The 17,086-nt window shown below is 68.0% G+C and carries 12 protein-coding genes; 8 read left to right on the top strand and 4 right to left on the bottom strand.

Going from position 1 to position 17,086, the window contains the following annotated elements; genetic code table 11:
• Positions 1 to 23: 23 nt before the first annotated feature.
• Entirely contained in the window at positions 24 to 2,753 is a 2,730-nt protein-coding gene (locus FKQ52_RS09240) for a TonB-dependent receptor (RefSeq protein WP_141626916.1), read from the top strand.
• An 80-nt stretch (positions 2,754 to 2,833) separates the two neighbouring features.
• Positions 2,834 to 5,320 (top strand): glycoside hydrolase family 3 protein, encoded by a 2,487-nt coding sequence (locus FKQ52_RS09235; RefSeq protein WP_141626915.1) that lies wholly within the window; start codon positions 2,834 to 2,836, stop codon positions 5,318 to 5,320.
• A gap of 27 nt (positions 5,321 to 5,347) precedes the next feature.
• On the opposite strand, the gene FKQ52_RS09230 is transcribed toward FKQ52_RS09235, so the two are convergent.
• Positions 5,348 to 6,103 carry an SDR family oxidoreductase gene (locus FKQ52_RS09230; RefSeq protein WP_141626914.1) on the bottom strand — a complete coding sequence of 252 codons (756 nt, stop codon included), beginning with the start codon at positions 6,101 to 6,103 and terminating at the stop codon, positions 5,348 to 5,350.
• Positions 6,104 to 6,173: 70 nt separating this feature from the next.
• On the opposite strand from FKQ52_RS09230, the gene FKQ52_RS09225 reads away from it, so the two are divergent.
• The 5 genes from FKQ52_RS09225 (at position 6,174) to argC (ending at position 12,922) form a co-directional block, all read left to right on the top strand.
• Complete coding sequence (locus FKQ52_RS09225) at positions 6,174 to 6,824, top strand: TetR/AcrR family transcriptional regulator (protein WP_168196821.1); 651 nt, start codon at positions 6,174 to 6,176, stop codon at positions 6,822 to 6,824.
• Positions 6,825 to 7,152: 328 nt separating this feature from the next.
• Positions 7,153 to 8,352 carry a patatin-like phospholipase family protein gene (locus FKQ52_RS09220; RefSeq protein WP_141626912.1) on the top strand — a complete coding sequence of 400 codons (1,200 nt, stop codon included), beginning with the start codon at positions 7,153 to 7,155 and terminating at the stop codon, positions 8,350 to 8,352.
• Positions 8,353 to 8,424: 72 nt separating this feature from the next.
• Positions 8,425 to 10,821: an ATP-binding protein gene (locus tag FKQ52_RS09215; protein ID WP_141626911.1), complete on the top strand. Its 2,397-nt coding sequence runs from the start codon at positions 8,425 to 8,427 to the stop codon at positions 10,819 to 10,821.
• A gap of 2 nt (positions 10,822 to 10,823) precedes the next feature.
• The gene (locus tag FKQ52_RS09210) at positions 10,824 to 11,879 is read left to right on the top strand and encodes an SGNH/GDSL hydrolase family protein (protein ID WP_141626910.1); all 1,056 of its coding nucleotides are present in this window, start codon (positions 10,824 to 10,826) and stop codon (positions 11,877 to 11,879) included.
• Positions 11,880 to 11,989: 110 nt separating this feature from the next.
• The gene (argC, locus tag FKQ52_RS09205; RefSeq protein ID WP_141626909.1) at positions 11,990 to 12,922 is read left to right on the top strand and encodes an N-acetyl-gamma-glutamyl-phosphate reductase; all 933 of its coding nucleotides are present in this window, start codon (positions 11,990 to 11,992) and stop codon (positions 12,920 to 12,922) included.
• Between the two features lie 19 nt (positions 12,923 to 12,941).
• Here the strand turns inward: argC and FKQ52_RS09200 are convergent, their stop codons facing one another.
• Genes FKQ52_RS09200 through phaC form a run of 3 tightly spaced genes read right to left on the bottom strand, consistent with a single transcriptional unit; the run spans position 12,942 to position 16,509 of the window.
• Entirely contained in the window at positions 12,942 to 14,102 is a 1,161-nt protein-coding gene (locus tag FKQ52_RS09200) for a serine hydrolase (RefSeq protein ID WP_141626908.1), read from the bottom strand.
• 35 nt (positions 14,103 to 14,137) lie between these two features.
• Positions 14,138 to 14,518 (bottom strand): hypothetical protein, encoded by a 381-nt coding sequence (locus FKQ52_RS09195; RefSeq protein WP_141626907.1) that lies wholly within the window; start codon positions 14,516 to 14,518, stop codon positions 14,138 to 14,140.
• The gene (gene phaC / locus FKQ52_RS09190; protein ID WP_141626906.1) at positions 14,515 to 16,509 is read right to left on the bottom strand and encodes a class I poly(R)-hydroxyalkanoic acid synthase; all 1,995 of its coding nucleotides are present in this window, start codon (positions 16,507 to 16,509) and stop codon (positions 14,515 to 14,517) included. The genes FKQ52_RS09195 and phaC overlap by 4 nt, the downstream gene beginning before the upstream one ends.
• Between phaC and FKQ52_RS09185 the strand changes: the two genes are divergently transcribed.
• The gene (locus tag FKQ52_RS09185) at positions 16,508 to 17,041 is read left to right on the top strand and encodes a hypothetical protein (RefSeq protein ID WP_240811605.1); all 534 of its coding nucleotides are present in this window, start codon (positions 16,508 to 16,510) and stop codon (positions 17,039 to 17,041) included. The two genes, phaC and FKQ52_RS09185, sit on opposite strands and share 2 nt — an antisense overlap.
• The last annotated feature ends 45 nt before the right edge of the window (positions 17,042 to 17,086 follow it).

Here is a 17,086-nt window from a genome sequence, read left to right as displayed (position 1 = left end):
AGGATCCACGGGGAGGAAAGATCATGATCGAATTCAAACGCTCGCTGCTGCTCGGTTGCGCGTCGTTGGCTCTGAGCGCGGGCGTCGCCGCGGCCCAGACAGCTCCCGAGGCCACCCAGACGCGTCCGCAGCCGGCGACGCAGGAAGAGGCGGCTGACCTGGGCGAAGTCGTGGTCACCGCCGAGCGTCGCGAACAAACGCTGCAGAACTACGCCGGCGTCGCCCAGGCGATCTCGGGCGAGGACCTCCGGGCGGTCGGCATCGACCAGATCGAGGATCTGCAGTCGGCTGTGCCCGGCCTGTCGATCGCCAACCAGGAAGGCAACGTCCAGATCTACATCCGGGGTGTCGGCACGGCCAACAACACCGAGCTGGGCGACCCTTCGGCGGCGACCCACCTCAACGGCGTCTACCTGCCGCGTCCCCGGGGTCTGGGCGGTCTCTTCTTCGACCTCGCCCGCGTCGAGGTCGCCAAGGGACCGCAAGGCACCCTGCGGGGCCGCAACGCCGTCGCCGGCACGCTGAACATCATCCCCAATATGCCGCGGCTCGGCGTGAGCGAGGGCTTTGTTCAGGGCGAGGTCGGCAATCTGGACACCTACGGCTACGAAGGCGCCGTCAACATGCCGATCGGCGAGGATCAGGCCCTTCGTCTGGCGGTCTACGGAGTGGATCGCGGCACGGCCTACGAGAACGTCGGCAACGATCAGAGTCTGGATCCGACCGGCGAGCAGCAGCTGTTCTCCGCTCGCGCCACCTACCTTTACCAGCCCAATGACCGCTTCCGCCTGACCTTCATGGGCGACTTCGAGTCCGAGCGCGGCACCGGCTATCCGGCGACGAACGTGCGCAACGGCCTGGTCGGCGGCGGCACGCCGGACCAGTTGGAATTGCGCGAGGTTCTCTACCGGGGGCCTCAGGGCCTGGTGGAGAATGACAACTGGGGTCTGGCGCTCAACGCCTCCTATGATTTCGGCCCGGCTGTGCTTGAGTACACCGCCAGCCGACGCAGCGTGGACTACTATCAGGTCAATGCGGCCAACGAGGGCGTGGTGCGTCCCGGATACGGCGCGGGCGATGTGGACTACGACAATTTCGGCACCCAGTACTGGCTGACCCTGTCCGAATCCGATGTGCACGAGCTGCGCCTGTCCTCCGCGCCCGACGCCGAGGTGGTCTGGTCGACCGGCCTGTTCTACTTCAAGGAAAGCCAGCAGGTCGGCTTCCTGTCGGTGGTCGACAAGGGACAGTTCTATTCCGGAACCGAGTTCACCTTCCCGGACGTGCAGGCCGATTCGTTCGCCGCCTATTTTGACATCACCTATCCCGTGACGGATCAGCTGCGCCTGAAGGCCGGCTATCGCTACACGGAGGAGAACAAGTCCCGGCGCGGCATCGGCGGCAACTGGTCGCTCGGCCTCGGGTCGGAAGCCTTCAACTGCTGCTTCACCTCCCGTCTGGGCACGGAGGGTTTCCGCCCGATCTTCACAGGTCGGGACAGCTACGCTCCGCCGACCCCGGGCGATAACGCCGCGGCGGCGCGCTACTTCGCCGGCGCCTTCCGGCCCGGCGCGCGCGACACCTTCCTGGACCAGATCGCGGGGGTGGCCGACGGCTCGCGCCCCAACGGCACCTGCATCAACCGTCCGGACACCCAGCCGGGCGGCGGCGGGCAGGTCTGCCCCGCCAACGGCCAGCACAGCTTCTTCCAGATCACGGCCCCGGGCGAGCAGGTCGGCTCCTACGAGGACTCGTTCAGCGACTATCGCCTGGGCTTCGAGTACGATCTCACCCCCGACAACCTGTTCTACGGAACCGTCTCGACGGGTCACAAGTCCGGCGGATTCAACGACACCATCGTCGTCAACGGCGTCTCGACCGCACCGACGTTCGCGCCGGAATCGGTGACACTGTTCGAGCTGGGCACGAAGAACACCTTCCGTCCCGCGACCGGCCGGATCGACGTCAACGCCAACATCTTCTTCTATGACTACGCCGACCAGGTCTTCCAGACCCTGGTATCGCTCGGCACGGGCCCGGGCGGGGCCAGCGCCGGCTTCTCGCAGCAGAACATCAACGTCGCCCAATCGACCATCCAGGGCTTCGAGCTCGAGACCCGCTTCGACCTGCCGTTCGGCATGCGGCTGGACATCATCGGCGCCTATATCGACGCCCAGGCGGACGAAGGGTCGCTGACGGACACCCGCGGCACCGACTACGGCGACGGCACGCCCAATTTCAACATCGATATCGGGGGCAACGACCTGCCGAACGTGTCGAAGGTGAATCTGAACGCTCACCTGCAGCAGACGATGGATCTGTTCGGCGGCCGGGCGGACTTCCACCTGCTGGCCAACTACCGCTCGTCCTACTACCTCAACATCTACAATGAGCTTCCGGTGATCCAGTTCACCGCGCGGCCCGGAGATGCGGCGGGGCAGGCGGCCTATGACGCCTTCAAGGCGTCGGTGGCGGGAACCACGATTGATCCGACCGCGCCCTTGACCAGCCCCTATCTGCGCAGCACCGAAGCCCGCGACGGCGGCTTCTGGGGGCGGCAGGGCGGCTATGTGACGGTCAACCTCGGCGCCGGCTGGGAGCCGTCCAGCGGTCGTTACCGCGTCGAGGGCTATGTGAACAACGTATTCGACGAGACCGTCGTTGAGAAGCAGCTGGTGTCCGATCAGGTCGTCAATGTGCTGTTCCTGAACCAGCCGCGCACCTTCGGCGTGCGTCTGCGCGCCAACTTCTAGTCTCCTGACCCTGGGGCGGCGCGGATCTCCGGATCGCGCCGCCCTTTCCTTGTCCGTACCGAGCCGTGTTGAGGTCCCCCATGCCCGCGTCCCGTCGAGCGCTCGTCTCCGCTATCGCGCTGTCCGCCGTCCTGGCCGGCTGCGCCTCGACCGGCGGGCCTTCGCCGAGAGCCGCTGTCGCCGATCCCGCCGTCTGGCCGGTCGCCGCCAGCCCGGCGGCGATCACCGACGCCGCGACCGAGGCCCGTATCGACGCCCTGATGGCGCGCATGACGCTGGAGGAGAAGGTCGGGCAGTTGATTCAGGCCGACATCGCCTCAATTACCCCGGCGGATCTCGCGACCTACCCGATCGGCTCGATCCTGGCGGGAGGCAACTCGGCGCCCGCGGGTAACGAGCGCGCGCCCCTTCAGGACTGGGTCTCGCTGTCCCGGGCGTTCCGCGACGCGGCGGCGGCCCGGCCCGGGGCGGCGGTCCCTCTGATGTTCGGCATCGACGCGGTCCACGGGCACAACAATATCGTCGGCGCCACCCTGTTTCCGCACAACATCGGCCTGGGGGCCGCGCGCGACCCGGATCTGATCCGGCGCATCGGTGCGGCGACCGCACAGGAAGTCGCCGCCTCGGGCGCGGACTGGACTTTCGGGCCCACACTGGCGGTGCCGCGCAACGACCGGTGGGGGCGCGCCTATGAAGGTTACGGCGAAAATCCCGAGATTGTCGTCAGCTATGCCGGGCCGATGACCCTCGGCCTGCAGGGGGCTCTTGTCCCCGGCCGCCCGCTCGGCCCTGACCACATCGCCGGATCGGCCAAGCATTTCCTCGCCGACGGCGGCACCGCCGGGGGGGTGGACCAGGGCGACGCCGTCATTCCGGAAGCCGAACTCGTCGCCATTCACGCCCAGGGCTATGTCCCCGCCATTGACGCCGGCGTGCTGACGGTGATGGCGTCGTTCTCCAGCTGGAACGGCGTCAAGATCACCGGAAACCGTTCCCTGCTCACCGACGTCCTGAAGGACCGGATGGGGTTCGAGGGCTTCGTCGTCGGCGACTGGAATGCTCACGGACAGATCCCGGGTTGCGGCAATGAAAGCTGTCCCGAGGCGATCAACGCCGGGCTGGACATGTTCATGGCGCCCGACAGCTGGCGCGGGCTGTACGCAAACACCCTGGCCCAGGCGCGCTCAGGGCAGATACCGCAGGCGCGCGTTGACGATGCGGTGCGCCGGATTCTCCGGGTGAAGTTCAAGCTGGGGGTGTTTGATCGTGACCGATCGCTGGAGGGCCGTGCTGACATCCTGGGCTCGCCGGCCCACCGCGCGTTGGCGCGCGAGGCGGTCCGCAAATCCCTCGTCCTGCTCAAGAACAATGGCGTGCTCCCCCTCCGGCCCGGCGCCCGCGTTCTCGTCGCCGGAGATGCGGCGGACTCGATCGGCCAGGCCTCCGGCGGCTGGACGGTGACCTGGCAGGGGGCGGACACCACCAATGCTGACTTCCCCGGCGGAACCTCCATATGGGCCGGTCTCGAGGCGGCGGTGAAAGCGAGCGGGGGACAGGCCGAACTCAGCGCCGACGGGGATTGGCGGACGCGTCCGGACGTCGCCATCGTCGTGTTTGGAGAGACGCCCTACGCGGAGTTTCAGGGCGATATCGAGACCCTCGACTTTGGTCCGGAGACGCCGCTGGCGCTTCTGAGGCGCTACAAGGCCGCCGGTATTCCGACGGTCTCCGTCTTCCTGAGCGGTCGCCCGCTCTGGACCAATCCGGAGATCAACGCCTCGGACGCCTTTGTCGCGGCCTGGCTCCCCGGAACGGAGGGCGGGGGCGTCGCCGATGTCCTGGTCGCCGGGCCCGATGGCCGCACGCGCTTCGACTTCTCCGGCCGATTGTCTTTCTCGTGGCCGAAGAGCGCCGCGCAGGAGGTGCTGAACGTCGGAACGCCGGGCTATGACCCCCAATTCTCCTATGGCTACGGCCTCAGCTACGCCCGGCCGGCGTTTGTTGGCCGTCTTTCCGAAGAGGCCGGCGTCGCGCCGGGTCGCGGGAACGCCGACCGCTACTATGCTGACGGTCGGGTGTTGCCGCCCTGGTCGCTCATTCTTCGGGACGAGGGCGGCGACAGTCGGGCGGGAGCCATCCTGGCGGCGGCGAGTCCCCGCGGGCGTGTGAGCGTTCGCCCGACCGACGGCTCGGCCCAGGAGAGCGCGGCCGCCCTTGCGTTCAGCGACAGGGCGGAAATGAGGATCACCGGACCCACGGTCGATTTGTCACGTCAACGTAATGGGGACATGGTCCTGGGGCTGTCCGTTCGACTGGATGGTCCGCTGTCCGGGCCGCTCGAACTCGGTTTTGGCCGCGACTGGATTGATCTCGCACCCCTGCTGGCTGACGCCAGACCGGGGGTCTGGACAGCGATCCGCATTCCGCTGGCCTGTTTCAATCCAGACCGGGCGGGCGTGACCGCCGTCGATACGCCGTTCGCCCTGCGGTCGTCGGGCGCTGCGCGGATTTCGGTGGAGGATATCGGCCTGCTCAGTCGCACCAGCGATGCGCGGTGCCCGGGATAGACCGTCAGGCCGGTACTTCTTGTGGGATTATTCGCCGGTGGCCCAGGCGACCGCGTCGGGGCCGGCGGGCAGCAGCATCGGGCAGGCCGGGTCAGTGGCGGCGCGATAGACGGCTTCGGCCACATCACGGGCGACGGTGACCGGGCCGGCCGTGGCGGCGTGGAGGGCGGCCATGGTGCGTTGGGTGAAGTCGGCGTAGGCCTCGGGGAAACCACCTGCGCCGAAGACCTGTTCCTGCGCGTTCGCGGCGAAGGCGGTGGACGGCGCCATGCCCGGCAGGACAACGCGGGCGCGGATGCCGAACTCGGCCAGTTCGGGCGCCGCCGACTCGGTCAGGGCGTTCATCGCCGCCTTGCTGGCCCGATAGACCGAGAGCAGGGGCAGGGGCTTGTAGGTCGAGCTGGAGCTGACGTTGACGATGACGCCCGAGCGCTGGGCGCGCATGCCCGGCAGCACCGCCTGCATCATCGCGATGGCGCCGAACAGATTGGCCTCGAACACCCGGCGGGTGGCCTCCATCGGCGTGCCTTCGATGGCGTTCAGCCAGCCGATGCCGGCGTTGTTGACCAGCACGTCGATGCGGCCGGCGGCGGCGACCGCCTCGGCGATGCTGTCAGGGTCGGTGACATCCAGCGGCAGCACCCGCAGGTGGTCGGAGGCGGGAAGGTCGCCGGCGGCCGGGTTGCGCATGGTCGCGACGACGGACCAGCCCTTTTCGAGGAAATGGAGCGCGGCCTCGCGGCCGAAGCCGGTCGAACAGCCGGTGATGAGGACGGTCTGCATGGGAAACTCCTTGTGGGGGGTGAACTGAGGCTTCAGAATATGAAGCATCCTTCAGGTTTGGAATTCGCATTTGAACCGGCCCCGGCCCGCGCTGCTGCAGCCCCGCAAATCGCCACGACAGGCCCGATCCGCCGCCACCATCGAGGCGATCCGGCAGGCGACCATTCAGGTTTTGCTGGCCGAGGGCGTCGGGCGGCTGACGACGACGCGGGTGGCCGAACGGGCGGGTGTCTCGGTCGGAACGATGTACCAGTACTTTCCGCACAAGCAGGCCCTGTTGTTCGGGATCGTCGAACGGCAGATGGCGCTGATCGAGGCGGCGATGTGCGCGGCGGCCGAGCGACTGAGGGGGAGTGATCTGAAGGGGATCGCGGAGGGGCTGTCGGCCGCCTGGCTCGACGCCAAGCTGGCGGACATGGTCTCGTCGCGGGCCATCTACGGCATCGCCGCCGAGTTCGATCTGTCGGAACACATGAACCGGGCCGCGAAGATGCTGTCCGGCCTGTTCGAGGACTTGTTGGCCCACGCGCCCGAGGCCCGGTTCGAGGATCGGCCGTCCGCGGCCTTCATGCTGACGGCCATCCTGGGCGGATCGGTTCGGGTGGTCATGGAGGCCGATCCGTCCGAGGAGACGCTGGATCGGCTGCGGTGTGAGCTGCCGCGGGCGTGTCATGCCTATCTGGCTTCGGCCAATCAGGGCGGCGTTGAGATTGAGGCCTGATCAGGACCGGCTGTTGTCCATCTTGCGCTCCGCCAGCGTCGCCGTTTGATCCTGATCAAGGCGTTGCTCCGGGTGCGGGTGGAGAAGGCGGGCAGAACAGGAGCCTGTCATGCCCGAATCCGCTGTCCCCGTCGTCATCGCCATCGTCGGCCTTTTTTCCGTCTTCATGCTGGTGGTCGGCGGCGTCTCCATCTGGAGCAACCTGCCGGACAGGAAATAGTCCGCGTCAGAACACCGGTCCGATGTGATGGCGCGAACCAACCTGTGCTGTTAGGCATTCCTCCTCGCGAGCCCCGGTCGGGATGATCGGGGCGGGCCGGAGAGGATCATGGTTCGCCCATCAGGACTGAGCGGATGGCCGGGTATCGGGATCATCGTCGCGCTGGCGATGACCCTGTCGGCCTGTGGCACGGTGGCGCGACTTGAGCCGGTGCCCCTGCGCCAGGTCGAGGCCTCGGTCTTGCCGACAGAAGACCCCCGCATTCGCCCCGGCGATCAGGTGCTGGAGCATGAGGTCATCGACCTCGTGGCCCGGCGGCTGGCCTCACATGAAGGCAGCGGAGCCATGCTGGCGCTGTCCGGCGGCGGGGCCAACGGAGCGTTCGGCGCGGGGCTTCTGATCGGCTGGACCGAGATGGGAACCCGGCCCGAGTTCGACATCGTCACCGGCATCAGCACGGGCGCGCTTTCGGCTCCGTTCGCCTTCCTGGGCTCTGACTGGGACGACGAGTTGCGCGAGGCCTATACCGGCGGCGGCGCCTCCAGCATCCTGAGTCCGCGCGCGCTGGCGGGGTTGGTCGGCCCGAGCATGTTCAGCGCCGCCCCGCTGCGGCGGCTGGTCGAACAGAACGTCACGCCCGAGCTGTTGCGCGCCATCGCGGTGGAGCATGCCAAGGGGCGGCGGCTGCTGGTGGTGACGACCAATCTGGACACCCAGGAGTCGGTCATCTGGGACATGGGCCAGCTGGCCAGTCAGGGCGACGAGCAGGCGCTGGTGCTGTTCCGTGAAGTGCTGGTGGCGTCGGCCAGCATTCCCGGCGTCTTCCCGCCGGTTCTGATTTCATCGCTGCAAGGCGATCAGATTGTTCAGGAAATGCATGTGGACGGCGGGGTGAACATGCCCTTCCTCGCCGTGCCCGAAGAACTGCTGGCGACCTCCAACCGGTTCCCCGGCGCGGAGCGGGCGTCGCTCTATGTGGTGGTCAACGGACAGGTGGGGCGGACGTCCGGCGTGGTGCGGGGAAACCTGTCCTCCATCCTGACGCGAACCTACGAGAGCATGAGCAAGGCGACGGCGCGGACCTTCATAGCCGCCAACGCGGCCTTCGCCGAGCGCAACGGCGTGACCTTCAGGGTCGCCTCCATCCCGGCGGACGAGGATGCGTCGTCATTGAAATTTGACAATGAGTCGATGACGCGGGTGTTCGAACTGGGCCGTCAGCGGGTTCTCGGCGGCGACGCCTGGGTCAGTCCGGCGACGGAACTTTCGGCGCCTCCGGTCGTGATCGCGACGCCGCCGACGAGTTGAGATCGTCAGCGCGCTAACGAAACGTCAGCTTTGGTCCTCCAGAATTCACCGGGCGTACCCGAGAGAGTTCCAATGGACGAAGCCCAACGCCTCGCGACTCTTCGCTCGCTGAGAGCGATCGGCGCCCCGCCGGGTCCGGCGATCGAGGGCGCGGTGCGGCTTGCGGCCCATCTGATGGATTGCCCGATCGGGCTGGTGACCCTGATCGAGGACGAGATCCAGTGGGTCAAGGCTGTGTGCGGCGTCGATGTCTGTTCCATGCCGCGCAAGGATTCGTTTTGTGTTCACGCCCTGGAGTTGCCCGCGCATGCGGTGATGGTGGTCGAGGACGCCACGCAGGATCCCCGCTTTGTGGACAATCCGAACGTCACCGGGTCGATGAACGTCCGCTTCTACGCCGGGGCCCTGCTGACCGCGTCGGACGGCGCCAGTCTGGGCGCCCTTTGCGTGATCGACACCAAGCCGCGACCTAGGCCGAACGAAACCCTGCTGGACCGACTGCGTGATCTGGCGCGGTTGGTGGTCGGGGAGCTGGAGCGGGCGCGGGCGGACCGGTTGCAGCGCGAGAACCAGCATATGCTGGCCATGGTCGAGGGCCTGTCCGGTGTCGGCCATTGGCGGGTCGATATGATGGATCAGAAGGTCGTCTGGTCCGATGAGGTCTACGCGATCCACGGCCTGACCCGGGAAACCTACAGCCCGACCTTTGAAAGCGCTCTGAACTTCTACCCCGAGGCTGATCGCGCAATCCTGTCGCAGCATTGCGAGCGGACCATGGCGGGCGAGGGGGCTTTCTCGGTCGAGCTCAGCATCACCCGGGCCGACGGGGTGAAGCGCCGGGTGGTGGCCAAGGGGGCGGCGGAACTGTCCTTGGACGGCCGGTCTCCGGCGATGTTCGGGGTGTTCCAGGATGTGACTGACCAGCGCGAGGCGATGGCGGTGATGGAGCGCAGCCGGGGCCGTTACAAGTTGCTGGCCGATCACGCCGCCGACGTGATCGCCCGGGTTCAGCTGGACGGTTCATCGAACTATATTTCGCCGGCCATCGAGCGCCTGCTGGGCTGGACGCCGACCGAGATGGCGGGTCGGTCGGCGGCGGCCTTCGTACATCCCGAAGACCGCGCGCAACTGGACGAGACCTTCGCCGAGATGGGGCGGGGGCTGGACTCGGCGACACTGGAGCATCGCCTGCTGCATCGTGACGGACGTGAGGTCTGGGGCGAGACCCGGATGCAGCTGATCCGCGACGACGCCGGGCGACCGGTCGAGACCGTGGTGGTGATCCGTGACATCTCCCGCCGCAAGTCGCTGGAGACGCAGCTGCAATTGGCCCGCGCCGAGGCCGAGGCCGCCGCGACGGTGAAGTCCGAGTTTCTGGCCAATATGAGCCATGAGCTGCGGACTCCGCTGACGAGCATCATCGGCTTCACCGGACTGGCCCTCGAGCAGGACCTGCCAGACGCGGCGCGCAGCTACATCGGGCGGGTGGACAATGCGGGCCGGGCCCTGCTGTGCACGGTCAACGACATTCTGGACTTCTCCAAGCTGGAAGCCGGGCAGGTCGTGATCCGGCCCCAGCCGATGGACGTCGTCGCGCTGTCAGCGGCCACGCTGGAGCTGTTCACGCCGCAGGCGGGCGCGAAGGATCTGGCCCTGACGCTGGACGCCGATCCGGCCCCGCCGGTGGTCGCGGATGCGGACCGTCTGCGCCAGATCATGCTCAATCTGGTCGGCAATGCGGTGAAGTTCACGGCCACCGGCGAGGTGCGCCTGGAGGTCCGCTGGTCGCCGGAGAGCGAGCGGCTGCGCGTGGCCGTCCATGACACCGGGGCGGGGATTCCGGCGGACAAGCTGGACCGGTTGTTCCGTCGGTTCTCGCAGGTGGACGGAGCCCAGAACAAGGCGGTCGGCGGCACCGGTCTGGGGCTGGCGATCTGCAAGGGTCTGGCCGAGGCCATGGGCGGCGCTATCGGCGCGGAGAGCGTCGAGGGACAGGGCAGCGTCTTCTGGTTCGACATTCCCGCGCCGCGCGCCGAGCGGGAAGTCGCGCCGGCGACGACCCCGATGGCGGCGGCCGAGGTGGGTGGACTGAAGGTGCTGATCGCCGACGACCACCCGGCCAACCGCGAGCTGGCCCGCGCCTTCCTGAGCGGGATGGGGGTCGAGGTCGAGGACGCGGTCGACGGTCTGGCCGCCGTGGAGTGCGCCGGACGGACGACGTATGACGTGATCCTGATGGACATGCGGATGCCGGGGCTGGGCGGCCGCGAGGCGTTGAAGGCGATCCGCGAGGGCGCCGGGCCGAACCGCCTGACGCCGATCCTTGCCTATACGGCCGATGCGGGAGAAGGTCTGGAAGCCGACCTCCGGGCGGAAGGGTTCTGTGGCGCGGTGTCCAAGCCGGTCGCCGCCGAAGCTCTGATCCGCGCGGTGGCCGAGGCGCTCCAAACCAAAGACTTCACGGCCTGAGAATGCTGAAGACACTGATGACCGCCGCCGCTGCGGTTCTGGCCGTCGCGGCGACGCCTGCGGTCGCGGACGAGCCCCTGCCGCTGCATATGGGCGGGCGGGTGATCCATGAGGCGGACGGGAGCCTGCGCTTCGGCTGGCCGGGCGTTTACTTCGAGGGCCGGTTCCACGGCGAGGCGGTACGGGTCCGCTTTGAGGCTCCGGCCGGTGGTATGCGACTGTTGCTGGACGGGCAGGAGCGCGCGGTGTTCCGGCAGGCCGGCGCGGTCGACCTGACCCTGACCGGGATGGCGGTCGGCGACCACGTCGTGCGGCTGGAGAAGCAGGGCGAAAGCCAGACGGGCGGCGGGCGGTTCATCGGATTCGAGGTGATCGGCGCGGGGCATGCGCTCCCTGCTGTCCCGAAGACGCGCCAGATCGAGTTCATCGGGGATTCCTACACCGTGGGCTACGGCAATACCGCGCGCGGGCGGACGTGCTCGCCGGACGAGATCACGGCGACCACGGACACCCAGAGCGCCTTTGGGCCGCGCGTGGCCCGCCATTTCGACGCGGACTACCGGATCAACGCCTATTCCGGCTTCGGCATCGTGCGAAACTATGACGGCGGGTCGCGTGATCTGAGTCTGCCGGAGCTGTACGGAAGACTGAAGCCGGACATGGCCGAGGCGCTGGACGGGGCACCGGGCGACTGGAAGCCGCAGGTCATCGTCGTGAACCTGGGCACCAACGATTTTTCGACGCCCCTGCATTCCGATGAGCGCTGGGCGGATGATGCGGGTCTGCGGGCGGCCTATCGTGAGCGCTATGTGGCCTTCCTCGGCGAACTGGCCGGGCGGCAGCCGCAAGCGCGCTTCATCCTGATGGGCGGGGACGCCTTTGTGGGGGATGTTCGTCAGGTGGCCGAGGCGGTGAACGGGCGGACGCCCGGACTGGCGACGGTCGTGCCGTTCACCGGCCTGGAGCTGCAGGGCTGCGACTGGCATCCGTCACTGGCGGACGAAGTCGTGCTGGCCGGGCTGATCGAGCAGGAGATCACGGCGCGCGGGCTGTTCTGAAGTCCGGCGCACGGCCAAGGGCGGAAACTCTGGCGTCGATCCGAAACCGGCCCTATGTGCGTGACCCCCGGCGGGCGAGCGTGCTCTCCGGCGCTGAGCAGAGTTCTATCGTGACCCACACCATCTTCATCGACGGCGAGGCCGGAACCACGGGGCTGGAGATCCGCGAGCGTCTGGAAGCGCGCGCCGATCTTCAACTGCTGCTGCTGGGCGATCGCCGTCGCGACGTCGAGGCGCGGCGCGAGGCGCTGAACAGCGCTGATGCGGTCATCCTTTGCCTGCCGGACGAAGCGGCGAAGGAAGCGGTGTCGATGATCGAAAACCCGAAGGCGCGGGTGATTGACGCGTCGACCGCCTATCGCGTCGATCCGGAATGGACCTACGGCTTCGCCGAGATGGCGCCGGACCAGCGCGACAAGATCGCGGCCTCGACGCGGGTGTCGAACCCCGGCTGCTATCCGACCGGCTTCATCGGTCTGGTGCGGCCTCTGGTCAGCGCGGGGATCATTCCGGCGGGCTGGCCGGTGACGGTCAATGCGGTCAGCGGCTACTCCGGCGGCGGCAAGGCCATGATCGCCGAGTTCGAGAGCGGCGAGGCCGAGGCCTATCGCGCCTATGGCCTGACGCTGAAGCACAAGCATGTGCCCGAGATGACGACGCACACGGGGCTGGAGCGCAAGGTGCTCTTCACCCCGGCGGTTGGATCGTACCGGCAGGGGATGCTGGTCGAGGTTCCGCTGCATCTGTCGGCTCTGCCGGGCTCGCCCTCGGTCGAGGTGGTGCACGGCGCGCTGGTCGAGGCCTATGCGGGTCAGCGCTTCGTCGAGGTCGCCTCGCTGGAGGAGACCGAGGCCATGACCGGGATCGACCCTGAAGGTCTGAACGGCACCAATCGCCTGCGCCTGCATGTGTTCGGCGATCGCGGCGGGGAGCAGGTGCGTCTGGTCGCCCTGCTGGACAACCTCGGCAAGGGCGCGTCCGGCGCGGCGGTCCAGAACCTGAACCTGATGCTGGGTCTGGACGAGGGTGCTGGCCTGAGCTGACCGCTACAGCGGTCGGGGTTTACGGCTGCGGCGCGGCGTCCACCGCGCGGACGACATCGGCGAAGAAGGCGCGACGGGCGGCGCTCTGGGTCCGGCCCACGGCCTGGGGCCATGCGGACAGCAGGACGATGACCAGCCTGCGCTCGGGGTCGACGCGGATGCTCTGGCCGAAGATGCCGTAAGCGCCATAGACGCCGTCGTCCTGGGTCCACCACTGGAAACCATAGCCCTCGCCGGGCTCGCCGGTTTCCGCCTGTTTGCGGACGGCCTGGGCGAACCAGTCGTCGGGGACGATGCGCTCGCCGCCGAGGACGCCGTCCTCCAGCGCCATCAGCCCGATGCGGCCCCAGTCGCGCAGCACGGCGGAGACGCAGCAGCCGCCGATCTCGCGCCCGCCCTGATCCAGCGCCCAGACGGCGTCGGCCTGCATGCCCGCGCGCGACCAGATGTGTTCGCTGAGCAGTTGGGCCAGAGGCTTGTTTTCGGCCGCGGCGACGAGGGCGCCGACCAGATTGGTTTCGCCGGTGGAGTAGCGCCACCGCGTCCCGGGCTCGGCCGCCCGGGGCAGACGGGCCATATAGGTCACCACGGGGTCCTGTCCGGGAACCGGAGGCTCCTGAAGGAAGCGGGCCACGTCGGCGTTCGGGTCGAAATAGTCCTCGTTCCAGGCGACGCCCGAGGTCATGGTCAGCAACTGACGAACGGTCACGCCGTCATACCCGCCGCCGGCGAGGGCGGGCAGGTAGCGGGTGACCGGATCCTCCAGCGAGGCGATGGCGCCGCTTTTCAAGGCCGCGCCCACCAGGGTCGATGTCAGGCTCTTGGTCATGGAGAAGGAGACCCAGCGGGTGTCCGCGTCGATGCCCAGGCCGTAGCGCTCCAGCCTGATCTTGCCGTCCTGAAGGACCAGCACCCCGGCGACCCGCTGATCCACCATGTAAGCGGCCGGGTCGAGATCAAGGGGCGCGCCCTGCGGCAGGGGCCGGACCGGGCCGTCGCCGCGTGACACCGGCGCGTGCGGCATGATGGTGTCCATCGTCCGGAAGGCGCGCTCGCGATCGGCGGGCGACCAGAACAGGACGCCGGACGGATTGGTCTCGGGCGTCGGCTGCTGGGCCGGCGCGGGCGTGGCGGCGGCCAGCAGGGCAAGGGCGGCGAGGGCGGCGGTGATACGGCTCATGCGAGTAGCTTAGCAGCCCGCGAGAGCGTGAACAGTCAGCGCGGGCGCAGCACCTTGAGGGCGGACTCCACGGTCGCGCCGAACCATACCGCGGCGATCAGGACGAGGAGGCCGTAATCCTGACCGGGCCAGAACACCGGCACGGCGGCGGCGAGGATGATCGCCATCGGGAACAGGGCGGCCCACAGCATGGTCGACGGGCTGTCCGGGTGGATCAGCGGCGGACGCGGCGCGATCTTCATCATCTTGAGCATGATCGGGTTGAGCAGCACGAAGCCCCCGGTGCAGATGATCACCAGCAGGATGTTGCGCAGATCCTGGCCCGGCGCGCCGAAGAGATGGATGGTCGCCAGGACGAGGATCAGGGCGCTGGCGGTCGAGATCGCCAGCAGCAGATTGGGTTCGATACGCTTCAAGACTTTACTTTCACATAGCTGCCGGGGGCCGGTTCGAGCGGCTTGAGCGGGCCTGATTTCGGATCGCGGGCGGGGACCTGCGGGCCGGACTTGTCATGCAGCCAGTCGGCCCAGTGGTTCCACCAGCTTCCGGGATGTTCAACGGCTCCGGCCTGCCATTCCTCGAGCGTGGCGGGCAGGGCGGGGTTGATCCAGTGCTGGTACTTATTCGCCGACGGCGGGTTCACGACCCCCGCGATATGGCCGGAGCCGGCCAGTGTCAGGGTCACGTCGGCGCCGGAGAAGGCGCGGGCCGAGCGATAGACCGAGTTCATCGGCGCGATGTGGTCCTCGCGGCTGGCCTGGAAATAGAGCGGGATGGTTACCTTCGACAGGTCGACGGTGACGCCGCCGATGGTGAAGTCGCCACCGGTCAGGGCGTTACGTCCGTACATGGAGCGCAGATAGTCCATGTGCAGGGCCTTGGGCATACGGGTCTGGTCCGAGTTCCAGGCCAGCAGATCGAAAGCGGGCGGCGCTTTGCCCATCAGATAGTTCGAGACGAAGAACGACCAGATCAGATCGTTGGCCCGCAAGGCGTTGAAGGTGTCCGCCATGGCCGCGCCGGGCAGCACGCCGCCCGCGGCGTCCATCTGCTGCTCGATTTCGGCCAGCCAGTGCTCGTCGGTGAACAGCAGCAGGTCGCCGGCCTCGGCGAAGTCATGCTGGGCCGCGAAGAAGGTGTTGGCCGAGACCCGGTCGTCGCCCTTTTCCGCCATATGGGCCAGCGCCGCCCCCATCAGGGTGCCGCCGATGCAGTAGCCGACCGTGTTGACGTGCTTAGAGCCAGTCTGCTCCAGCACCTTTTCGACAGCGCGGTAGACGCCCTTCTCCAGATAATCGTCAAAACCGTAATCGGCCTTGTCCCTGTCCGGATTGACCCATGAACAGACGAAGACCGTGAAGCCTTGGGCCGAGAGCCAGCGGATCATCGAGTTCGCCGGCTGAAGGTCCAGAATGTAGAATTTGTTGATCCACGGCGGGAAGATCAGCAGCGGGACGGCGTGCTGGGTCGGGGTAGCCGGGTCGTACTGGAGCAGTTCGAACAGATCGTCGCGCCAGACGACCTGACCCGGGGCGGTGGCGACATTGACCCCGACCTCGAAGCCGCCGTCGTCGGCCTGACTGATCTTCAGCTTGCCGTGGCCGCGCTCCAGATCGGCGGCGAAATTCTGCATCCCGCGCACGAGCGACTCGCCGTTGCTCTCGGCCAGCGCCTTCAGGGCGACCGGGTTGGAGGCGAGGAAGTTCGAAGGCGAGAAGGCGTCGGTCAGCAGCTTGGTGAAGAACTCGGCGCGGCGCTTGGTGCGCGGATCCACATCGTCGACCGAGGCGACCAGTCCGTTCATCCAGTCGGCGGTGACCAGATAGGATTGGCGCATGACGTCGAACATCGGGTTCTCGGACCAGGCGGGATCCTTGAAACGCTTGTCCCGGGAGGCGGCGGGGGCGACGTCATCGCCGGCCGCGCGGCGGGCGGTGCTGGCCCACAGGTCCATATAGCGGTTGAACAGGTCCGCCTGGGCGCTGAACAGCCGGTCGGGACGCGCGGCGAGGCTGGACATCACCGAAGTCATGGCCGGGCCGACGTTGAACGGATCGGGCGACAGGGCCGCCGGGCGATCCGCCTGACTGAGCGCGGCCTCCGCGATGGCGGTCTGGGCGGTCATCACCGCCTTGGCGAGATTGAAAGACAGGGTCTCGAGCATTTCCCGTTGCTCGGCGCCGTAGGCCCCGGCGTCCGGCCCGGCTTGCGAGCCGGGGTCCGGTTCCTGTCGCGGCTCAGGTTGAGGCGTGGGAGCGGGATCCGGCTCAGGCGCGGCGGCGGCCTTTGACTTGGCGGCGCGGGGACGAGGGGGCTTGGCCGAGGTCGGGCGGCCGGAGCGGCGCGGCGCCTTTTCCGCCTCCCCGGAGGAGGCTGCGGGCGGCGGGACGGTGGGGCGTCGGGCCATGCTGCGGTTCCTGCTGCGCGTCATTATTGGACGTAAAGGACTCGCGCCGCCCTTCCGCCTGTCACGATCATGGCATATGACCGCCAGTGAAATGAACGCGCTGATCCGGAAAAATGCTGCGCTGTGCGTCGTCCTGACGGGCGCGGGCCTGTTGTCGGCCTGCGGGGCCGCGTTCTCTCCGCGCGGCGACATGAGCTCGCCGGTCTTGCCGCAGGCCCAGGCGCTGGTCGACGCGAACCGCGAATATCCCCGCTGGGAGGATTTTCCGAAGGGCGAGGCCGCGCCTGAGCCGGTTCAGCTGGCGGTCGAGGTGAACACCTTGCGTGTTTCCGCCGGTGCCCTGGCGGGCGAGGCGGCGCGAATCGACTGGCAGACCACCGGCGACGCCGCCGCTTTCGCCGATCAGGTGCGCGAGCGGGTCGCCGCCACGCCGGTCGCTCCGGCCACCGCCGAAACCCTGGCGGAGATCGAGGCGAATCTGCGGGCCGCGCGCGAACGGGGCCGCGCCCCGCCGCCGGTCGCCCGCCGCTAATCCCCTTTCAGAATCGCCCGGGCGACAGAATCCGGGGATCAAGCT

Origin of the sequence: Brevundimonas sp. M20 (genome assembly GCF_006547065.1) — a bacterium.
Classification (GTDB): domain Bacteria; phylum Pseudomonadota; class Alphaproteobacteria; order Caulobacterales; family Caulobacteraceae; genus Brevundimonas.
This window is presented reverse-complemented; position numbering and strand designations above follow the sequence as displayed.

Excerpts from the sequence above, each read along its gene's own strand:
- FKQ52_RS09240 (WP_141626916.1), top strand. The coding sequence starts at position 24 with ATGATCGAATTCAAACGCTCGCTGCTGCTCGGTTGCGCGTCGTTGGCT.
- FKQ52_RS09235 (WP_141626915.1), top strand. The coding sequence starts at position 2,834 with ATGCCCGCGTCCCGTCGAGCGCTCGTCTCCGCTATCGCGCTGTCCGCC.
- FKQ52_RS09230 (WP_141626914.1), bottom strand. The coding sequence starts at position 6,103 with ATGCAGACCGTCCTCATCACCGGCTGTTCGACCGGCTTCGGCCGCGAG.
- FKQ52_RS09220 (WP_141626912.1), top strand. The coding sequence starts at position 7,153 with ATGGTTCGCCCATCAGGACTGAGCGGATGGCCGGGTATCGGGATCATC.
- FKQ52_RS09215 (WP_141626911.1), top strand. The coding sequence starts at position 8,425 with ATGGACGAAGCCCAACGCCTCGCGACTCTTCGCTCGCTGAGAGCGATC.
- FKQ52_RS09210 (WP_141626910.1), top strand. The coding sequence starts at position 10,824 with ATGCTGAAGACACTGATGACCGCCGCCGCTGCGGTTCTGGCCGTCGCG.
- FKQ52_RS09200 (WP_141626908.1), bottom strand. The coding sequence starts at position 14,102 with ATGAGCCGTATCACCGCCGCCCTCGCCGCCCTTGCCCTGCTGGCCGCC.
- FKQ52_RS09185 (WP_240811605.1), top strand. The coding sequence starts at position 16,508 with ATGCTGCGGTTCCTGCTGCGCGTCATTATTGGACGTAAAGGACTCGCG.
- phaC (WP_141626906.1), bottom strand. The coding sequence starts at position 16,509 with ATGGCCCGACGCCCCACCGTCCCGCCGCCCGCAGCCTCCTCCGGGGAG.